Genomic DNA, 19857 nt, shown 5'->3' with positions numbered 1-19857 from the left:
TTACTCCCTTATTCTGTATTATCCACAATCAACGCCTGAATCCCTCTCATTCCTTTTTGCCCATTAAACTCTACGATGATAGTCTGTGAAATCCCTTTTTTCTCTTCCATCTCTTCATTATTACTGTAGACTTTTACACGTTGTCCCTCTGGACGATCGTCTGGCTGCTCATATTCCTTTTCAAAATTTTTAATAGAACGCTCTGAAGTTGTTTTAGGTACGTCAATCAAATCTACTGTACGTTTTAGTAGTTCAATAAACTTTTCTTGAGGAAATTCAGCACTTGCTCCTGCATTAACAACAGTGAAACTCTGATTTTTTAATCGAACTTCTTTTTCTTTCTGATTAAACTGATAGCTGAATTCTATTGCTACAATCGCTTCTAACTGATCTCCTTTTACCAAAGGATAGTATCCCTTTATCCTTAGTTCATCCCCTTCTGCATAAAGTGTATATTCAGGCGTATCAGCTTTCACTTCATCTGTGACCAACTCTTTTTCCATTAATGTCTCTGATTGAGCGATTAGAGTAGGTACCTTTAGCTTAAATTTGTCTTTTAATAACGAAAGGCCTTCATTTTTTGAAATTTTTGGATAATCGAATTGTCCGAATGGTTTTTCTCTTGTTTCATGCCAAATAAATTGTTCCTGCTCTATCGAAATATCCTTCTGGTTGTCAGAGCAGGCACTTAATCCAAATAAAACAATAGTTGCTAGACAAAATAACGTACCTTTCTTTATTCTCATCACTTTTCGTCTTCCTTTCCACCAGTAGTTGAAAGTGTTAGCTGTACAGATTCAGCATCTTTAAATATCTCTTTCGATGGGGTGAGCTCGATGTTGCTTTTCTTATCTTTCAAAGTGTATACCACGACTGCCTCGATAGTTTTTCCAGTCGGAATTTTTTCGGCTCTTTGTTTCAATAACTTTGAAATATCAACTACTTGCTCGTCCTCTTTTGCTTTTCCTTCTACTAATACTTGATCGTTTTGTGTCACTTGAATCAGCTCGTTCCATTTTTCTGGTGTAACATCTCCATTATCCCCTTTGTTCGTAAACGCATAACGTATTGCATAAACAGAAGTTTCTTTGTCACCAGCTAAATCCATTACACCCGTTACTTTTAAATTGTACATAGGTGAATCAAAGGCAATTTCGTCTTCCTCTTTTTCTGGTCCGTTATCTTTTACTTCTTTGATCGAGTATGCGGAAGAATCGATGACAGCCGTACGTTTTTTATAATTCCCGTCATCTGCAGAATAAAAATCCAGTTGAATAAATCCATGTTCAGTTTCTATATAATAGAGATGAAGCCAATAAGAACGGTCCTCAAAGGTAGTATAAAGTGTATATTTATAGGCCTTGTAGCCCCCAACCTTAGATTCTTTCAGATAAATGTCTTCTGGTTTATAGTTATATAATTTGGCTAATTCTTTACGTGTTCGTTTACCAAAATCATTTAAGTCAACCTCTTCTTTGCGAGAGGCTAAAATAAATAAAGAAGAGTTACTTTTTTTATCTTTTGCTCCAAATACCGCTGATTTATTGTACGTGGTTTTGTAGTCTTTAGTTGGTTCCCAAGTACTTGGGAGCTGAAATTGATAATCAATGCCGTCTGCTTCAAAGGGTTCTTTTTTATCGGATAGTTTAGCGGAACAGCCACTTATTATAATAAAAATAGACATTAAAATCGGAAAATACCATGTTGCTTTTCTCATCGTTCTTTCTCCTTCTTTAAAAGTGTCTGTCGCTTCATTCTTTTTACTTCCCACCAATTGTATATTATAAAAAGAAGAATACAGCTAATAAATAGTGACAGTCCAACGCTAAATCCTTCCGGTAAAAACACAAGCTTCACTGTATGCTTCCCTTTAGGAACTGGTAGGGCTAAAAAGGCATCCTTAAAGGTAGGGATTTCTACACGTTTGCCATCGATGTATGCTCTCCATCCTTTGTCATAAGGAATTGTTGTTAAAACTACTTGTTCTTTAGACAAATTCACTTTTGCTTCCGCAGTTCGGCCCGTTGTTTCAAAAGGAACTCCTTGCTTTTGTATTGTTTTCATCATTTTTTCAAAACGATCGCTGTTAAGAAACATAGCTTTTGGCTGAACGAGCTGAACAACTTTTTCACCCGCAAATACGACTTGAACATCAATCGTTGTCGCTTCTTTATAATAGCCCAAATTGTAGTATTGACCACTAGAATCCAAGCTTCCTAAATGTTGGATCCCATTAACTTTGGTTATTACATCTACACCTGATCCTTTTCCATATAAACTGAGATAGGCTTGTGAGTCGGCGGGAACATCTACCGAATAGGTCAATTCTCTATTCGATATAGAAGTTCTTGAATAATAGACGCCCCCTTCTTGTTCTTCTACGTTGACATTATTCTCCTTGATCGTTTCGACTTCAGCAAAAGTGAATATACTTGAGTTATCGCCTGAAAGATATTGAAGTAATTCTGTTTGGTTTTGCACAGCATTTTTCTTGTAAATCCCTTTATCTGTTAGAATACCCAAGGGTAGTGCAAATTGATTTTCATAAAGTGTGTATGCCCCTGCTTTTTTCTTCGCTGTAAAACCATATTTCATCAAATCTTCTTTTGCAAGATTGTATTTAATCCCTAATAATGAATCCATGATCAATGTGTTGTTTTCATATTGAATCGTCAAATTGGTTCCAGTCGAGCGGAACCCTAACTGATCTAGATACTGGGATGAATGACGATTTCGGATAGAAGAAAACATCGTAACACCACTATAACCATGAATAAAACTTTCATTTCGAGAAGTGGGGTCAACATTTCCCACTCGATACAAGCTTGTATTTTCTTCTTTTGTGACATCAATCAATGTTTGAATATCTGAAAAATGATCATCATAAGCCTTACGATCTGGATAGTTCCATTCTGCTGCAATTCCGCTCACAATTCGTTGTGCATTTATAAATTGTTCTCCTATAAAAATCACACAAAATAAACCACTGATAAGCATCATACGTCTCGGCCACTTTTGAATAAGTACACCTAGTAGTAGATATACCAGTGCTAAAGATAATGTAAACAGTACTGTTTTCTGATCTAAATACTCATATCTTTTTCGATTAGCAACAAAGCTGATCAAGACATAAAGCAAAACCAAACCCAACATACAATTTATTAATTGATTAACATCATCTTTCGTCACTTTTTCTAATCCAAATCCAGCTAATAAAAGTCCTAAAAAAGAGATTAGAAAACTAAAACGAAATAGAAACATGTACGGTGAATGCATGCCGTGCCAGAAAAGATTCATTGGTTCAATATACACACTAGCAATCAACAACAAAAACAAACCACCATAAATCAATTTATTTCGTAACTGAATTTTACGGCTCACAAAATAAAAGAGACAAAAGACCAATCCTATTAAACCAAAATAAATAAAAGGAGCACTCCCATACTTACTAGTATCATATGAACCAACCATCGTTTTAGCAGGTATGTCCCAAATATCAGTATCTTTTGTTAGAAAGCTATAGATTGGTGTCAACCCTTCTCCATTATTTTTCAAATCTAGCAAAGTCGGTAAAATCGTGACCATTGAAGCACCACCGGCCAACAAAGAAGTAAGCAAATAAGGAAGCAACGCCGTTTTGTAGCGTTTGGGCTCTGTCAAAAATCGACAAAATACATATAAAAATGAAAATACACCAACCATAAACGCCATATAAAAATTTGATAAAAATAATAGCAGGTAACTAATAAACAAAAGTTTTGGTTTGCGTTCATCCATTAAAAGGTGTATCCCTAAAATAACTAACGGTAAATAAATTAGCCCATCCAACCACATTTGTTGCGGAGAATACGCAATGCTGAAACCACATAAAGCAAAACTAATACTCAACATGATTTTTGCTATTTGCGGTAATTTAAATAAACGATCACTCATGATCCAAAACGTACCACCGATCGCCCCAAATTTAAGTAGTAAAATAAAATAAAGGGCATCTGGAATATGTTGATTATCAAAAAAAACAACTAAGAAACTAAAAATCCCATTTATGTAATAGGCCATAAACGACCAGTAATTTAATCCCAAAGAGCCATACCATGTATAAAAAATGCTCTGTTCACCATGCAAAACGTTGTTGAAACTAGCAAAAAAATTAGATGTTTGAGACAACGCATCACTAGCCAAAACAGTTCTCTCGCTTGTAGGATAAATGCCCATCGTTAAATAAACAGCTACCATTATTCCAATGGGTATAAGTACACTTAAAAGAAATGCCCAACCTTTTCTTTCAAGCCAGTTTTTTATCTTCATGCCCTACTTCCTCCTACTTGCAACCTTCTAATCTTTTGATCGATCGTTGTGTACCGATACTTATTAAATACTACATCTTCAATTAATACTCTCAATGAACAAACCCCATCTTATTGAACGGAAAATAACGAAATACGACAATACCTTCAACCTGTTTTTCTTTGATTAGTCCTAATTTTCTACTGTCTTTTGACGCAGCTCGATTATCTCCTAGTACAAAGTAATTGCCCTTTGGAATTGTTGCAATACCTTTTAGATTCAATGCCACTTCATCGCTGGTTATTATTTTGAGCGTACTATCTGGTAACATGCTCGTAACCATTTCTGACACTTCCTCTTGTTTCCACGGCGTAGCGTTGGATGGACGGATATAAATTGCATGTGAGTCCGTCCAAATTTGATCACCTGGAACGCCAATTACTCGTTTCACATAACTTGGGTCACCTGGAATTTCTGGATCGAATGTTACGATTTCATATCGTTTAGGGAGTGTATTCTTTTTCACGATAATTCGATCATTTGTTTCAAATGTTGGTTTCATTGATTCTCCAGAAACTCGATGCGTTTTAAATCCCCAGAAAAAGAGAATAATTACAGCAATCAACAAGAAAAACAGGCTTTCCGATAGCCAATTTTTCCTACGCTTTATTTCCTTTTTCATTTTTTTTTTGGGGTCACTCAGCCTTTGCGCTCTTACTTTTTTTGGACTTAAAGACGTTTTTGTCTGCTTTTTTCGCATAGAAAAATGAGGTGCTTTTGCCATATCTGCCCTCCTACTGATTCCTTAAAATTGTGTCATTTGGTGAAGAGGAAAGACTCTTACTTTTACAACACCTAGAACATCTTTTTTTTCAACCCAGCCAAAATTTCGACTATCCGCCGCATAATGACGGTTATCACCTAATACAAAATAGCTATTTTTAGGCAATCGATGTTCATTTGTCACCGTTCTTAGACTAAAATTATCGGTCAATAATCGATTCTCAGCTTTTGCTTCACTTTGTTCATTTTTTAAAAAGCGTTCTACGACAGGTTGCTGATTTATGAACAATTGATCCTCTCGGTAGTCAATTTCTTCTTCAGGCAAGCCTATCACGCGCCGTATCAACATTCTTTGTGTCCCTGGTTGTCGAATATAAACTAAATCAAATCGTTTAACTGGCCTTTTTTTTATAACGATCACTCGTTCTCCATCATTCAAAAAGGGAGTCATGCCGTATCCTTCAACGCTTGGAAAAGAAAAAAAGAAGACTTGAATTAAAAATAACAATCCCAGCAATACTGACAAACTAATACTAATTTCTTTTATAAACTGCTGACGTTTTTCTTTTTTTCGATTGCGTTTCTTTTTAGCTAGCTTTTTGTTTTTCGATCGTTTTTTGGTTTTATTGATCGTTTTTTTTCGTTTCTTTGATTGTTCCATTTTTTTATTTGATAACTCTTTTTGTGCGCGTTTTTTTTTAGTTATTTTCTCTTTTTGCTTCATGTGGTTTCCCTCAAAAATCAGTTGGCTTTAACTTTTTTGTTTCAATGCTGATTCATTGACCCTAAAATACTTGAAGACTTCTTTCTGTTGGTTCTTCATTTTTTGAATATCTTTCAAATAACTCTCAATCTTTTCTTTATCTTCTAACTGTTGTTCTGTTAAACTATGCAGATTTGATCCTAAGTTTTTCATGCCGACATTATAACGGGTCAATACTCTCTTACCTTCTTCAGATAGTCCATCAGAGATAGATCTATTACTGTAAGTTACGATCAAAGAACTAATTTCCTGATAGGTGGGATATTCTTTTTCGATACTACCGCCGTCTCTCATTGTGATTAATTTATTTTCGATTTCTTCTGTCATAAAATAACCTTGAACGACTCCTTTAGCATCTTCAGCTGTTAAATGGGTCATCTGATAATAACGAGAATAAAACGCACTTCCTGATGCTACAACAGCGAGTAAAACTAAAATGATGATTGTTCTGTCAGAACGTTTCCGGCGCATTTCCAATTGTTTTCGCACTTTCATCCAACGTTTTCGTTTCATTTTATTTTTAGGTCGTTTTCGCCACTTCATTTTTTTTAGTTCTTTTCGAGTAGAGAACGAATAGAAAAAGAAAAAGAAGACAAATAAAAAGCAAAGGGTCGCAAAGGAAAGTAATCCAATGAAAAGCCAGTCTAATAGACCCATATTACGGTAACCTCCTTTAACTTATTTTTTCTTTTTTTTCCTATTTCCCTTCTTTTTCTTCTTATTCTTGTTGACGGTCCGAACGATAAAGAAAACAAGTAAAAATGCTACAAAAATTCCTACAGCAATCAAAGCAACGAGCTTCCAATTAATTCCAGCTTCTTGGATCAAAGAAACATCTTGCGCATTATATTTATCTGCCTCTTCATTGGTGATCTTGAAGTCTTTCGTCCATTCCCATTTCTGTTTGCCACTTGTAACTAAAATGTGCGCTTTATAATCACCAGCTACCATCTCATCCCCGTTTAGTTCTAAAGGGAACTCAATCATTGAATTAGGCGCCATTTTCATATCTGCTTTTTTTGTATCGTATAAAACAGCATCTGATCCTTTAGCCATTACTTCCATCTCTACCGTCATATTATTTAAATATTCAGCTTTTATATTTGAAAAATTAGCAAATACACTATTTCGATAATTTGACAGTCCTGCATAGACCTTATTTAATTTTAAATCAACGGTTACAGGCTCATCTGTTTCCTGCAGCATCATTCCAACCAAAAAAGCATACTCATTGATTACACCTTTGGCTTTCTCATTTGCTTCTTCTTCTTCTTTTGTCGGTTTTGATTTCAAATAAATACCACCAACAATCTTGCCGTCATAGCTTGTCGCCGGCATCTTAATGGTTAGTTCTAAAGGCTTTGTTTCATTGGGACCCAAGGTTACTTCCGATGGACCTTTAACGATATCCTTAAAATCATATTTTAAAGATGCATCATTTTTTAAGGCACTAGGACCATATTCTAAGACACCATTAGAATTTGTTTTTGTTCCATTTAAAGAAACTTCTATCGTTTGTTCCTGGTCTGCACGATTCGTGAGCATTATTTGAACCTTTTGTTCCTGCCCAGGAGTCATACGTAAGTCAAAATAGCGTCCGTCTCCTTTTTGATTTTCAGGAAGTACAGTTTCATATGCAAATTGTAATTCAGCATAAGCCTTGTTTGAAAAACCAAAAATTGAAACTATGTATAAACATAAAAAGAGACCTAATAAAATTCTTTTTTTCATGTATTTGTTATCCTCTCTCTCATTATAAAACCGGAACGAAGCAAAAAATCTGTTTTATTTCCAGCTCAAAATCTAAATAAATGACGAGAAAAAAGCAACTCATTCGGAAATAAGGCGAAATTCACAAAAATTTTATGAACAATTTTTGTGAATTCCTTCTTATTTCTCAAAGCTAAGTGTTTTTGACTCTGCCTCAATTTAACCGTTGTTTAACTATTTTCTTTATTGCATTGGTGTTTCTGACAATGTCCAAAGAACTTTTGCTGAATAGTTCCCATCACGAATATCATCTGCTTGATTTGCTGGTATGCTTAGTTCAACTGATTCAGTATCTGTATTCGTTAGTGTATCACCAAAGTAAACCGCATATTTACCACGGCCTTTACCCGTATTATTTTCAGTTGCTGTAAATAATTTAGCAGGTACATTTTCAGCTAAATGAATCGACGTTTTTAATCCTGAAGTACTAGGTAAAAGACTAACGTTGTCTTCATGGGCTACAATTTTTGTATTTTTATAATCGATTGTTGTTCCCGCGATATTTCTTATTTTTCCATTATCATCAAATTTAAATGCACCTTTACCATCTGTATCTACAAGTTTAGCTGTCAATTCATACGTACGATCATCTACAAGACGGTCATCTTTAAACTGAACCCAGTTTGCACGTTGGCTAACATAATCTGCTGCAGCTGGATCATTCGCAGTCGTTGGTTTTGCAAAAGATTTAATAGCACCTGTTGTAGCAGCTTGCTCGTTAAATACTAATTTTGACATCCCTTGAACAACAAATTCACCATCTACTAATTTAGTAGGATCTGTATCTGTAGTTGATTGTTTATCAGTATCCGGCGGAATTACACCACCTGTTGAATCATAAGAACCATACGTAGGTTTAGTGAACTGGATATCTGCATCTCCAGCTTTTGAATTGTCTTCTGCCGCTTTTGTTGCTCCTGGTGCTGCCAGGCCTACCCCAAGTACAGTTAATAATGCTGCACCACATAATTTGTGTGTTAATTTCATTTGTATTTCCCCCTAAGTTTTTTGTTCTATTTATGGTAACTCGGCTAATACCCAAGTTAGCACCGTTGAATATGCTCCTGCCTCTTTCTCAGTCGCTCCTGGTACAAAGAGCGTAACTGCTCGATTGGTGTACACAGGCTTTTTGAAAATCGGATCTGTCATTTCTTTACCAGAACCGTCTTTTCTAATTTGTAATGTATTTGGACGTTCGTTATGATTTTCCTCTGATGCTCCAAACACAATGCTCCACGTTCCCGTACCTTTGCCTAGCTGTGCTTCAGCTAAGTTATACGTTTCACCTACATTACTCATGCGGATAACGTCTTTAGATACCATTGGTGCTTTCGCCAAATCTCTTGTAGAATTAGCCCAAGTTTGATCAAAGGAGATGACCGCGCCTTTCAACTGTGCACCAGCTTTAGTGGCATGCTTAAATTGATTCTCTTGTCTAACTTGCAACGTCCATCCTGTGGGATCGTCTCGATAATCTGATACTTGAACAAAATTCCCACGAGCAGATGTATTGCCATGAAAGAGTTGGGCATTTACAGGAAAAACGGTATTTTCCTTTGAGATCATTACTGTACTAAAATTCAGCTTCGGCACAAAATCAATCCGTAGCTCGCCATCAGTTTGTGGCGTCTCTCCTGGATCCACTTCCACTTCTGGATTTTCCGGATCTCGAATAATTGGATTTTCTTCCTTATATCCTTTTAAATCGATAGTCGCATCCCCAGGTAATGACGATTCTTTCGCATAAAAAGTCTTCGCTTGAGCAGTTGCAAAAAGAAGGGCTAAAAGAAAAGCAGCTTTGATACATGTCTTTTTTTTCATTATCTACCCCTCCTTTTCACTCATGTCTTTTTTCCTTTTAATCAGATAAAAGAGTATTACAAATGCTGCTAAGACTATTCCGCTGATAACAAAACTTTTCACAACAAGTTCACCAGTTGAAGGAAATTTCCCTCTTGGTTTTTCGACAGGTTCGCTACTTGATGTACTTGTCGTTTCAGTAGAAAAAACAATCTCACCATTTGTTTGTACAGCAGCTTCTTCTCCATAGGCAGTAGTGAATATACCCAAGAATCCTCCTATTAATGCGAGTAAAATTAGGCCAACATACGCATGTTTCATTTTCTTCATCATTGACTTTCTCTCCTTCGCTTTAAGGAAGATCAGGCACTTCACTTAATGTATACACAATTTTTGCTCGATATTCTCCAAGCTGTTTAACATAATCGCTTGGAACTTCAACTTTAAATCCTTTACCACCTGCAGTCCACGACTGGCTAATGTTATATTGTGTCTCTGAAAAATTATCAGGCGAAGTCAATAGTTGATTTTGATTTACTGGGAACTTCTTCTCATTTATTCCGCCATCGTTATAGCGCAGAATTCCTGAAAGAGTTTTATTTGATCCATCGGTTGTTTTAAAATCTTCTGTTACTTTGGCATATAAATACCATCTTTGTTTAGTTGAACGTGTATCTGTAACCACTAAATCTTTATCCGTTTTAGCACTTTCTACACGTAGTTTTTTAGCACTTGCTTCTTGCATCTCAAAATCAAGTAAATCTGGTGAAGAGGTAATTAGTAATGTTCCTTTATAATGGAATTCGATCACGGAAACCTCACCATATTTTCCTTTAATTGAACTTGGTAAAGTGCCAGTTATTGGCGTACCATCTACAACAATTTTATCCAGCACATAACCATCAAAGGTCTTTAGTTCTATATCGAACGCTGTACCATCTTTTTCTGTTGTCGTATTATCATAATCCGGATCCATTTTCACATCATTATTATTTCCATCTTTTTTCATATACTTGACCGTCAGCTGGCTTTCACCAGCAATAACATTTAGAGACGTTTCATTTGATTGTTTTGACCCTTCATCGCCAGATACCGTATACGTTTGTTTCAAAACTTGTAAAGCAGCATCTGGTGCAATAATAACCTTGTATTTAATGATCACTTGCGTTTGGTCTAAATCACCCAGATCAATGCTAAACTCTCTAGTTGTTTCGTTAAACACAGCTTTACCTGCTGCTACAGCTACACCATTCACTGTAATACTTGTGACATCAGGTGTGATTTTTTCTGGAAAAGCGGTATCCACCTTATAAGAAACGTTACGCCATTTCGAAGGTGTTTCGGCTGTATTTTGAAGCTTAGCCGTATATTCCACTTGACCACCTAATGGCGCCGTCGTATGATTTACTTCGAAATCAGCTGTAATCACTGGTGTTCTTAATTTCGTGTACTTAAACGTTACTTTTTTGTTTGTTACAAATTTCGCTGTAACCGTCAACGGATCTGTTAAAACTGAAGGCGTTTTATCCACACCATCTACCAATACCGCCGTAGGAATATAGCCTGCAATCGGCTGTGATGTCGCTGTGTATTCTACGTCTTTTTCCCCACTTGGTAATGGATTCGTCGTACCGATCACCGCACCTGTTTCCGCATCTAAATGTTCAATATCCAACTCAAACATTACTTGAGTTACTGTGATATTTACCGTAATAGGCATTTCAATCCCTTTTGCAGAAGTCATGATTAGTTCTACTGGTATTACATCGCCTGGTTGCGCTGCATTGATACTTGGCGGTGTTCCATTTTTATATGAAACAGTAACTGGGCGATCAATATCGTTATCCGTATCTACATCATATGACTCAAGTAGATCTTTAGGATTTGGAAATGCTGTTGCAATATTTCCACCCATCGGAATGGTCACATCTGTTTTAGCCGTTCCATAAGGTATTCCTTCATAAAGAACTTGAGACACAGATTGGCCTTTTACTACCTGAGATTGTAACTCATTGGTAGGTTTGGCTAAATTATTATAGGTATACGTTGTTTTAGTCTTTGAACCACCTAACTCGAAAAGCATAAACCCATTGTCATCAAGATTTGCTGCATCATTTACATAACCATAATCAGTACGATCAAATTTAAATTTGCTATTTGGTTTTGCTGTAATTTGAATATCAAACAAGCTACCGTTAAACGCATCTGATGTTGAATCTTTTGATGTCAATGTTAGTTTTGAGCCAGTTATACTTGGTGTAAATAGATTAGTTTTATCAATTGTAGTGCCATATTCTACTATTTTTACATCTGTAATATCATAGAAGTCAGGTACTTCAGTATCGATAATTACTTTGTCATTTCTATTTTCTTTTCTGTTATCCGCCACACCTTGCAAGATAGAGTATTTTAACTCTTTGTATGCTGGATCAGTATGATCGGTAGAATTTCTTTGTCCATAGACAATTGGAGTAGCTGGAGCAATTCGTGTTAAGGATTCGGTAGAATACAGTATAGCCATTGCGCCATTATAGTCAGCAGGATTGTACGCCATTGAGATAGGTATTTGTTCTTTTTCAAACAATTGCGTCAGCTGTATTTCAGGAACATTTAGAGCATAGTCATCAGAACTTGACATTTCAAGAAGACCATTTTCTACTTTATATGAAATTTTTGTATTATCCATTACAAAATAGTTTTTAAAATCAGGTTCAGCGAATGTGGTTGTCGTTGTTTTGAGACCATTTAAATTATTGTAATTCCACGATCCTTTAAGTGGTAATTTCTCATTCGTGTCATTGTAATAAAATTCATAGTGGAAATTAATTTTGTCTCCAAAACTGTAGTACACGTAATGATCAATATAACCAGATCCCGTCTGAAAATAAGCCATAGACCATGTCCCTTGACTACCATCAGGACTTACAGTCGCATCTGTCTTTTTATCTCTGTCCTTTGCATCAACGGCAAAAAATTGAAATTCCGGATTTGCCCCTTTATTATCTGCATTTGGCTTAACATCCATAGAATCCACCAAAAATTTCACGTCAACACTACGACCATTATACAATCCGGCATTTCGTATCCATACGCCGTATTCGTCTGCTTTTGCAGCATCTTCTTTGTTAAATTTGTAAACTTTAGTAGGACTGCCAGGATAACCGTCGACTACTTTTGGCCCTCCAATAGGAGCATATGAAACTGCATCAGTGAGCTTGAGTGAGAATCCATAATCTCCTGAGATTTCATTTTTAGCTGGACCAGTAGAAACCAGATTAATTCCTGGCGCCTGATTCATCATTGTATACCCAGGTAATGGTGTTGCCGCCGAAATTTTTGTTTGTGAGGGATTCATAAAATATATTCCCAGTACTACGCTTAAACAAAAAACACTTATCAACCCTAATAAATATTTTTTTCTTTTATTTTCCAATAAAAGACACCTCCTTTCTTGGAATATTTCGTACTCAATCTTTCACTTTGTAGTAAAAAATTTTTAAAATCCACCACTACGTAATGAAATCTTTCCGTAATTTTCCATACGGAAGTCACCTGATGTTACGCCCGTGACTGATAAAGTTTTACTATTAATGATTTTGCCAAAGTTTACAGAGAAATCACGTGTTGCGAAAATTGTCTCAGCAGGATCTAAATACTCTCCACCTGTTCTTCCCCATGTTGACAAGCGTCCTACATTTTTAGCATTAATCGTTGTATTTGTACTGTAGAATAGTTGTGCACCGGGTTTCTTATTTGTAATTTCAAAGTTTCTTGGAGAATCAAGATTGATTTGCGCCCCTTTGTATTCACTTCTTACAGCACCTTTTTTACTATTACCAGTGACTACAAGTTCAGAACCTCTACTTAAGTTTACTTGCGTACCGTAGTATTGAAGATACATTGCTGGATAGTCTCCACCACCGCGGCCATTAAAGTATGCTTTGGCACCTGTTGCCAAGTTTAGTGAAGGAAATTTATTTACGTAATCAGCACGTGGAATAAATTCAAACGCTACACCTGCAGCATCTACATCAAGAGTTGCCCCTGAATCAATATCAACTTTTTGTACTTTGTCATAAAATACTGGGTAGTAATGATTTACATTACTTTGTGGGCCAATTTTGACATTGACATTCGCTTGGCTTCCAATTTTCACTTCGCCAGTTGCTTTTCCTTTAATCAATGCACCATTAAAGTAAAACGCACTAAATTGACCGTGGTCTTTGTTGGCAGCAATTCCGTTATAAACTGTTCCTGGCAAGAATTCTAAGTCATGGACCCAAGCATTTTCAGCACGGGTCGTAATCGTATTTGTTCCGCCAAAAGTTAATTTACCTTCACTCAAGTGAACAAAACGGGCACCTGTGTATGTTACGTCTTGTGCTAAAACATTCCAACCATAGCTTGAAGGTCCGTTACCTGCTCCGCCTGTAAAAAAGCGACCGTCGCCATCAGCACCAACGATGTTTGCATTCGTAATTGTGATAAGGTTAGTCCCTTTTGTATTTTGTTTACCATAAATTGAGTTGTGTGCTGAATTGATCACGACACCCTGATCAGCATTCCCGTTAATCGTCAGATCGCGGTTTGGAATATTTGTGATGTTCTTTTTAAATTGGATACTTTGATTCACATTGATCACCGTGATCGTTGGGTTTTTCAAGGCTGCTTCAAATTCTCCAATTGTTGCTACTTCTGCTGTTCCTTCCGCTGCATAAGCAACAACTGACTGACCTGAAAATGGTGCTGGAACTGTTAAAACGACTGCTCCTAATGCTACGGTTGCAGCTAGAGTGAATAAGCTTCTTTTTATTACTTGTGTGTTTTTCAATTTTCTTCCTCCTAAACTAAATGTATGTTTTAACGAAACGCTTCTTACTCCTCCTCCTTTCCAGAAAAACGAGCAACTACTTGCCGCACTCGTTATTTCTAACCAGTTTCGCAAATTATTTTTTTGACTGACATCAAAAGTGTACGCATACCTTTTCCTCCTATCTTCATAAAAAACATATGTTTTTTTATGTATACTGAGTATGCTTTACATCAGCCGATTCTCAGTATTTTCTACATGATGTTTTTAACGACCGTTAGGACTAAATATTCAACATATACCCTTTAGAGCGAATCGTTTTGATGTATTTTGGTTTATCGATATCTATTTCAAGTTTTTGTCTCAAATGAAAGATTAAATTAGACACTCGGTATTTTCTGTTTCGGCAAGTATCATTCCAAACATTTTTATAGATATCCTCATAAGTCATTGTTTGACGTACATTTTTATGTAAATATTCAATAGCTAAAAATTCTAATTTTGTTAAATTAACTTCTAAGCCTTCGTCTACACACACACTTAGATTTTGCGGTATCAATTTAAATTCAGTAGGTTTTCTGATTTCTGATATTTTCGAGACTTCTAAAGATACTTCCTGTTCTTTAACTCGTTTTAGTTGGTTTCTCATCATTAATACGGATTCATCTAACTCGTGGCCTTGATCAATAATCCCATCTACTCCTAATTGTAAATAGACAATTCGGTTCGTTCGATTTATACTTTCGGAGGAAACTAAGATCCAAAGAGGTAACGTTGTTTGCGTACGTATTTTTATAATGAACTCACAAACCCAATTTATATTGTTCAACTCTGTATCGTCAATAATCAATGCATCAAATAATTGTAATGTGTTGTTCTCTGTTTCCAGCAATCGATTGACTTTTTCTTTTTTTATGATCTGGACTGTACATTGAAGTGCTTTGAAAACTTCTTGATATTGTTCACTTAATTCATTATCAAATGAGATGTACCCAATCCTGTACATTCGTGATTCCCTCCCATCACTGCTTTTTTGATTCTTTATTTTATTTAGGTTTTTTGTAAAGTTTTTACACTTTTGAAGTCGTTAGAGTTTAGAAATTCATGATTTCCGACTATAATATTTATACGTCTATTTATCGAGCTAAGGACTAAATAAATAGACGATAACGGTCTATCTGGGAATCAGATAGTTGGCCTGTTTTTTTCTTGAACGTATCAAATATAAGAAAAAGATGATTTTCGTGTTTATTCATCTATGTTTAAATTCCTCTTTGACCATTTTATGACGGCTAAAAAAAATGAAGATAGTAAAAACACGCCCGATTTTGATATTAATTGTCAAAATCGGGCGTGTTTTCTTTTTATATGGAACTACTCTTTTTCTAAGATCTAACAGTAGTAATATCAAGTTTAGTATCAATGATCGAAACAGCTTCTTTCCTATTTTCCCAAAGAGAGTCAGTGTACGTATCCAGAGTCAATTTTATAGAAGCATGACCTAATAATTTGCTAAGTGCAGCGATATTAATTCCCTGTTCAACACATCTTGTCGCAAAGGTATGACGCAAAATATGAAAATGAACGGCCCTGACTCCTGCTTGTTCAAGACTTTTTCCAAACCGATAGCTGATGACCCTTGGTTCAGCAAAACTATTTTTACATGAAATCACATATTCAGAAACAGTGATTTGTTGTTTTTCCAATAGATATTCTTTTAGATTTTTTGCTAAAGGTATGGATCGTTTAGAATTTTTCGTCTTTGGTTCGGCCATAATGATCTCAGTTTTTTTATCATTTATAGTATTAGGAATTCTATAAAGCGTTCTTTTCACATAAATAATATCTTTTTCAAAATCAATATCACTCCATTTTAATCCACTGATCTCACCGATCCTTAATCCTGTATACAAAGCCAAAATTACAGCAGAACAGTTTTTTTCTTTCAAAACAACTTGTTCCAGCTGTTCTTGTTCCTTCAAACTTAGTGCTGAAATTTCATTCATTGGTACTGTTGATAACAATAGATTTTGACAAGGATTTGACAGAATATAGTTTTCCAATAAAGCTCTATTCATCGCGCTTTTTAAAACGGTCACAATAGAATGAATTGTCGAAGGAGATAAATTTAAGTTCATTAAATAATTAACAAACGCTTCTATATCGCGGTTTTTCAGTAATGTCAATTGCTTTTTGCCTAAAAAAGGAATGATGTATCTATCCATACGCAAACGATAACTTGAATAGGTTGATAACTTGATTTTTTTGCGCATCAATACATTCAACCAATGGTTTAGCCAATCTTGAACAGTTCCTTCGTATAAATCAATACTACTCCGGGTAAGAGAATAGCGAACTTTCAATTCAGCTAATCTTTCTTTTACATGAGTATAGCGTTTTCCATAGATGTACCCATAAATAATTTTTCCCTCTTCATTTCTTGCTTTCATATACCGTCCTTCCCATCGACCATCCTTTCTTTTATAAATATTCTCACCTTTTCTACTCAACCTCTAACACCCTTTCCGAAAAAAAATGACGGCTTATTTGACGGCTAAAAAATATGAATCTATTTTCTCAATATATCCGTATGATTATTTACTAGACAAAATAAAATAAAAACAAGATATTACACCACTAAATTCACCTATAAATAAAAATAATATACAAGTATTCTCATTTTTTTATCAAAATTATCAAAAAAATGATAAAAAAACGAACTTTTCATTATAGACTACTCTCTATTTTTAAGATAGAATGAAGTTATAGTTGGATTGATAATGCAGTTTCAGAGTAAGTAGATTCACTGTTTTCTTATACTTGATACGTTCAAGAAATTTCTTAGCACATCTATTTAATCTGATTATAACAATATACTATTAAAATTCCACCTTTTCGTTATAATATTTTTATTTTTTGTATATAAATATCAATATATTTCGTATTTTGAAGATATTTTATAAAATAACTTGATTTTTTCTTTTACAAAAAAAGAGAACGCAGTAAAAAAGGGTGTGGGACAAAAGTAACATTCACTTTTGTTTCACACCCTAAATGCTTATAAACGGATGGAACACAAGCAACTCTTTCGAGCTTAAATGCTTCGGTTCCAGCCTCTTTCTTATTTAGCTCACCCGTCCTGACAGCTTATCTCTTTACTTTTTCAATACAGAAGGCTTAAATCTTTTTAATCTCAATGCATTCAATAATACAGACACCGAGCTAAAACTCATCGCAGCTCCTGCAATCATCGGATTTAATAACGGACCACCGAATAGATATAAAATACCCATAGCAACAGGGATTCCTAATGTGTTATAAGCAAATGCCCAAAATAGGTTTTCCTTGATATTTTTGATTGTCGCTTTACTCAATTCAACAGCTGTTGGTACATCCATCAAATCACTTCGCATCAATACAATATCAGCAGATTCCATCGCAACGTCTGTTCCAGAACCAATAGCAATTCCGATATCTGCTTGTGCTAAAGCTGGTGCATCATTGATTCCATCCCCGACCATCGCAACTTTTTTGTTCTCTTTTTGTAGTTTCATGACTTCATTTGCTTTGTCTTCTGGTAAAACTTCACTTAACACACGATCGATCCCTACTTGTTTGGCGATAGCTTGCGCTGTTCGCTTGTTATCACCTGTGATCATCGCAACTTCAATACCCATTTGTTGCAGCTTTTTAATTGCTGGAATACTGTTTGCTTTAATCGTATCAGCTACTGCGATAATTCCAGCAATACTGCCATTTTTTGCGATATACATTGGTGTTTTCCCTTGTTCAGCTAATTGATCTGATGTATTGAGTAGATTTGCTAAAGAAATATTACGATCATCCATCAATTTTCTATTTCCTAGTAATAAACGACTTCCTTCAATTTCTACTTCGATTCCAAGACCTGGAATAGCAGCAAAGTCTTTTATCGGCGCAAAGGTCATGTTTCTTGCCTGCGCTCCGTTGACAATTGCCTCACCAAGCGGATGTTCAGAGCCCTTCTCAGCAGATGCAGCTATTCGCAGTAACTCATCTTGATCCATCCCATTTGCTGTAATAATATCGGTCACTTTCGGTTTCCCTTCTGTGATTGTTCCTGTTTTATCGAAAACGATCGTTTGGATTTTATGGGTCGTTTCCAGTGCATCCCCGCTTTTGATTAGTACACCGTTTTCAGCACCCTTTCCAGTTCCGACCATGATTGCTGTTGGTGTTGCCAAACCTAAAGCACAGGGACAAGCAATAACTAAAACTGAAATGGTGATCGTTAAAGCAAAGACCCATGATTCTTGTCCTAAAAAATACCAAGCGAAACCAGATAAAATAGCTAAAATCATTACAATCGGGACAAACACACCAGAGATTTTATCCGCCATTTTAGCGATTGGTGCTTTTGAACCTTGGGCATCTTCTACTAATTTGATAATTTGAGATAGCGCTGTATCTTTGCCGACTTTTGTTGCTTTAAAGCGGAAGCTACCATTTTTATTAATGCTTGCACCGATTACATTGTCTCCAATTTTTTTCTCAACGGGCATACTTTCACCTGTCAGCATGGATTCATCAATTGCAGAAGAACCTTCAATCACAACGCCATCTACTGGAATTTTTTCACCTGGACGTACAACAATGATATCTTCCACTTGCACACTATCAATTGGAATTTCGAATTCTTGATCATTTCGGAAAACACGGGCATTTTTCGGTGCTAAACCCATCAATTTTTTGATTGCTTCTGAGGTTTTTCCTTTTGAAACAGCTTCAAAGTATTTTCCTAATGTGATCAATGTTAAAATTACACCTGCAGATTCATAATACAGTGCCATCGTAAATTGTGGATCTCCAGCAAAAATCATCGCTGTTCCGTATAAACTATAGGCAACAGCAGCACTTGTTCCCAGCGCAACTAAAGAATCCATATTTGGATGCCCTTTAAATAGTGCTTTGAAACCGACTATAAAAAAACTTCTACCTAAATACAGGACAGGAATCGTTAAAATCAATTGAACCATAGCAAATGTTTCAGCATGTATCATCGGATCTAAGAATGTCGGCAACGGCAACCCAATCATATGCCCCATCGCTACATATAATAAAGGAACAGTAAAGACTGCTGATAGCCAGAAACGTTGCCACATGTCTTTGATGTGTTTTTGTTTTTTCTCTCGGTCTTGATCTACTGTATCCGTTGAATCGATTTGCTCCACAGCCTCGTAGCCTGCATTTGATACTGCCTTGGTAATATCAGAGACATTTAGTACTGACGGATCAAAAACAACGACCATTTTTTCTGTTGCTAAATTTACAGAGGCTTTTTCGACACCTGCTAATTTACTTGTTGCTTTTTCGATTGTTTGTGCACATGAGGCACATGTCATGCCCTCTATATCAAATGTTCGTTGTTGATTGTTACTTAGCGCTTCATACCCAGCATCTGCAACTGCTTTTTGAATATCACTTTCTGAAAGTTTGGTTTCATCGTATTCAATATTTAGCTTTTCTGTTGCTAGATTGACTGTTGCTTTTGACACACCAGTAAGTTTCGTAGTGGCTTTTTCTACGGTTTGCGCACATGAAGCACACGTCATTCCTTCTATATCAAATGTTTTTGCTTCCATTTAGTCCCTCTCCTTTGCTTGAG

The 19857-nt window shown here is 35.8% G+C and carries 15 protein-coding genes; all 15 read right to left on the bottom strand.

The genetic code is table 11. The features are described from left to right. Positions 1 to 8: 8 nt before the first annotated feature. The 15 genes from IGI43_RS11835 to IGI43_RS11765 all read right to left on the bottom strand — a co-directional run bounded on the left by IGI43_RS11835 (position 9) and on the right by IGI43_RS11765 (position 19834). Complete coding sequence (locus IGI43_RS11835; RefSeq protein ID WP_438757992.1) at positions 9 to 746, bottom strand: hypothetical protein; 738 nt, start codon at positions 744 to 746, stop codon at positions 9 to 11. After that, positions 746 to 1717 (bottom strand): DUF5067 domain-containing protein, encoded by a 972-nt coding sequence (locus tag IGI43_RS11830; protein ID WP_438757991.1) that lies wholly within the window; start codon positions 1715 to 1717, stop codon positions 746 to 748. Before IGI43_RS11830 ends, IGI43_RS11835 begins: the two co-directional genes overlap by 1 nt. Further along, positions 1714 to 4308 carry a YfhO family protein gene (locus IGI43_RS11825; protein WP_438757990.1) on the bottom strand — a complete coding sequence of 865 codons (2595 nt, stop codon included), beginning with the start codon at positions 4306 to 4308 and terminating at the stop codon, positions 1714 to 1716. Before IGI43_RS11825 ends, IGI43_RS11830 begins: the two co-directional genes overlap by 4 nt. Positions 4309 to 4399: 91 nt before the next feature. Next, a complete protein-coding gene (gene lepB / locus IGI43_RS11820) occupies positions 4400 to 5071 on the bottom strand; it encodes a signal peptidase I (protein WP_438757989.1) in 672 nt (223 codons plus the stop codon). Between the two features lie 21 nt (positions 5072 to 5092). After that, positions 5093 to 5794: a signal peptidase I gene (gene lepB, locus IGI43_RS11815; RefSeq protein ID WP_438757988.1), complete on the bottom strand. Its 702-nt coding sequence runs from the start codon at positions 5792 to 5794 to the stop codon at positions 5093 to 5095. A 27-nt stretch (positions 5795 to 5821) separates the two neighbouring features. Further along, entirely contained in the window at positions 5822 to 6490 is a 669-nt protein-coding gene (locus IGI43_RS11810; protein ID WP_438757987.1) for a hypothetical protein, read from the bottom strand. A gap of 21 nt (positions 6491 to 6511) precedes the next feature. After that, positions 6512 to 7564: a DUF916 and DUF3324 domain-containing protein gene (locus tag IGI43_RS11805; RefSeq protein WP_438757986.1), complete on the bottom strand. Its 1053-nt coding sequence runs from the start codon at positions 7562 to 7564 to the stop codon at positions 6512 to 6514. A 222-nt stretch (positions 7565 to 7786) separates the two neighbouring features. Further along, positions 7787 to 8590: a WxL domain-containing protein gene (locus IGI43_RS11800; protein ID WP_438757985.1), complete on the bottom strand. Its 804-nt coding sequence runs from the start codon at positions 8588 to 8590 to the stop codon at positions 7787 to 7789. A 30-nt stretch (positions 8591 to 8620) separates the two neighbouring features. Then, entirely contained in the window at positions 8621 to 9424 is an 804-nt protein-coding gene (locus tag IGI43_RS11795) for a WxL domain-containing protein (protein ID WP_438757984.1), read from the bottom strand. Positions 9425 to 9427: 3 nt separating this feature from the next. Beyond that, on the bottom strand, positions 9428 to 9736 hold the full coding sequence (locus tag IGI43_RS11790) for an LPXTG cell wall anchor domain-containing protein (protein ID WP_438757983.1): 309 nt from the start codon (positions 9734 to 9736) through the stop codon (positions 9428 to 9430). A gap of 19 nt (positions 9737 to 9755) precedes the next feature. After that, complete coding sequence (locus tag IGI43_RS11785; protein WP_438757982.1) at positions 9756 to 12758, bottom strand: MucBP domain-containing protein; 3003 nt, start codon at positions 12756 to 12758, stop codon at positions 9756 to 9758. Between the two features lie 141 nt (positions 12759 to 12899). Further along, complete coding sequence (locus tag IGI43_RS11780; RefSeq protein WP_438757981.1) at positions 12900 to 14234, bottom strand: pectate lyase-like adhesive domain-containing protein; 1335 nt, start codon at positions 14232 to 14234, stop codon at positions 12900 to 12902. A gap of 262 nt (positions 14235 to 14496) precedes the next feature. Further along, positions 14497 to 15219 carry a DNA-binding response regulator gene (locus IGI43_RS11775; RefSeq protein WP_438757980.1) on the bottom strand — a complete coding sequence of 241 codons (723 nt, stop codon included), beginning with the start codon at positions 15217 to 15219 and terminating at the stop codon, positions 14497 to 14499. A 379-nt stretch (positions 15220 to 15598) separates the two neighbouring features. Then, positions 15599 to 16663, bottom strand: a complete 1065-nt coding sequence (locus IGI43_RS11770; RefSeq protein ID WP_438757979.1) for a tyrosine-type recombinase/integrase — start codon at positions 16661 to 16663, stop codon at positions 15599 to 15601. Positions 16664 to 17368: 705 nt separating this feature from the next. After that, positions 17369 to 19834 carry a heavy metal translocating P-type ATPase gene (locus IGI43_RS11765; RefSeq protein ID WP_438757978.1) on the bottom strand — a complete coding sequence of 822 codons (2466 nt, stop codon included), beginning with the start codon at positions 19832 to 19834 and terminating at the stop codon, positions 17369 to 17371. Positions 19835 to 19857 lie beyond the last annotated feature (23 nt).

This window comes from Enterococcus sp. AZ126, assembly GCF_051714545.1.
Classification (GTDB): domain Bacteria; phylum Bacillota; class Bacilli; order Lactobacillales; family Enterococcaceae; genus Enterococcus_L.
This window is presented reverse-complemented; position numbering and strand designations above follow the sequence as displayed.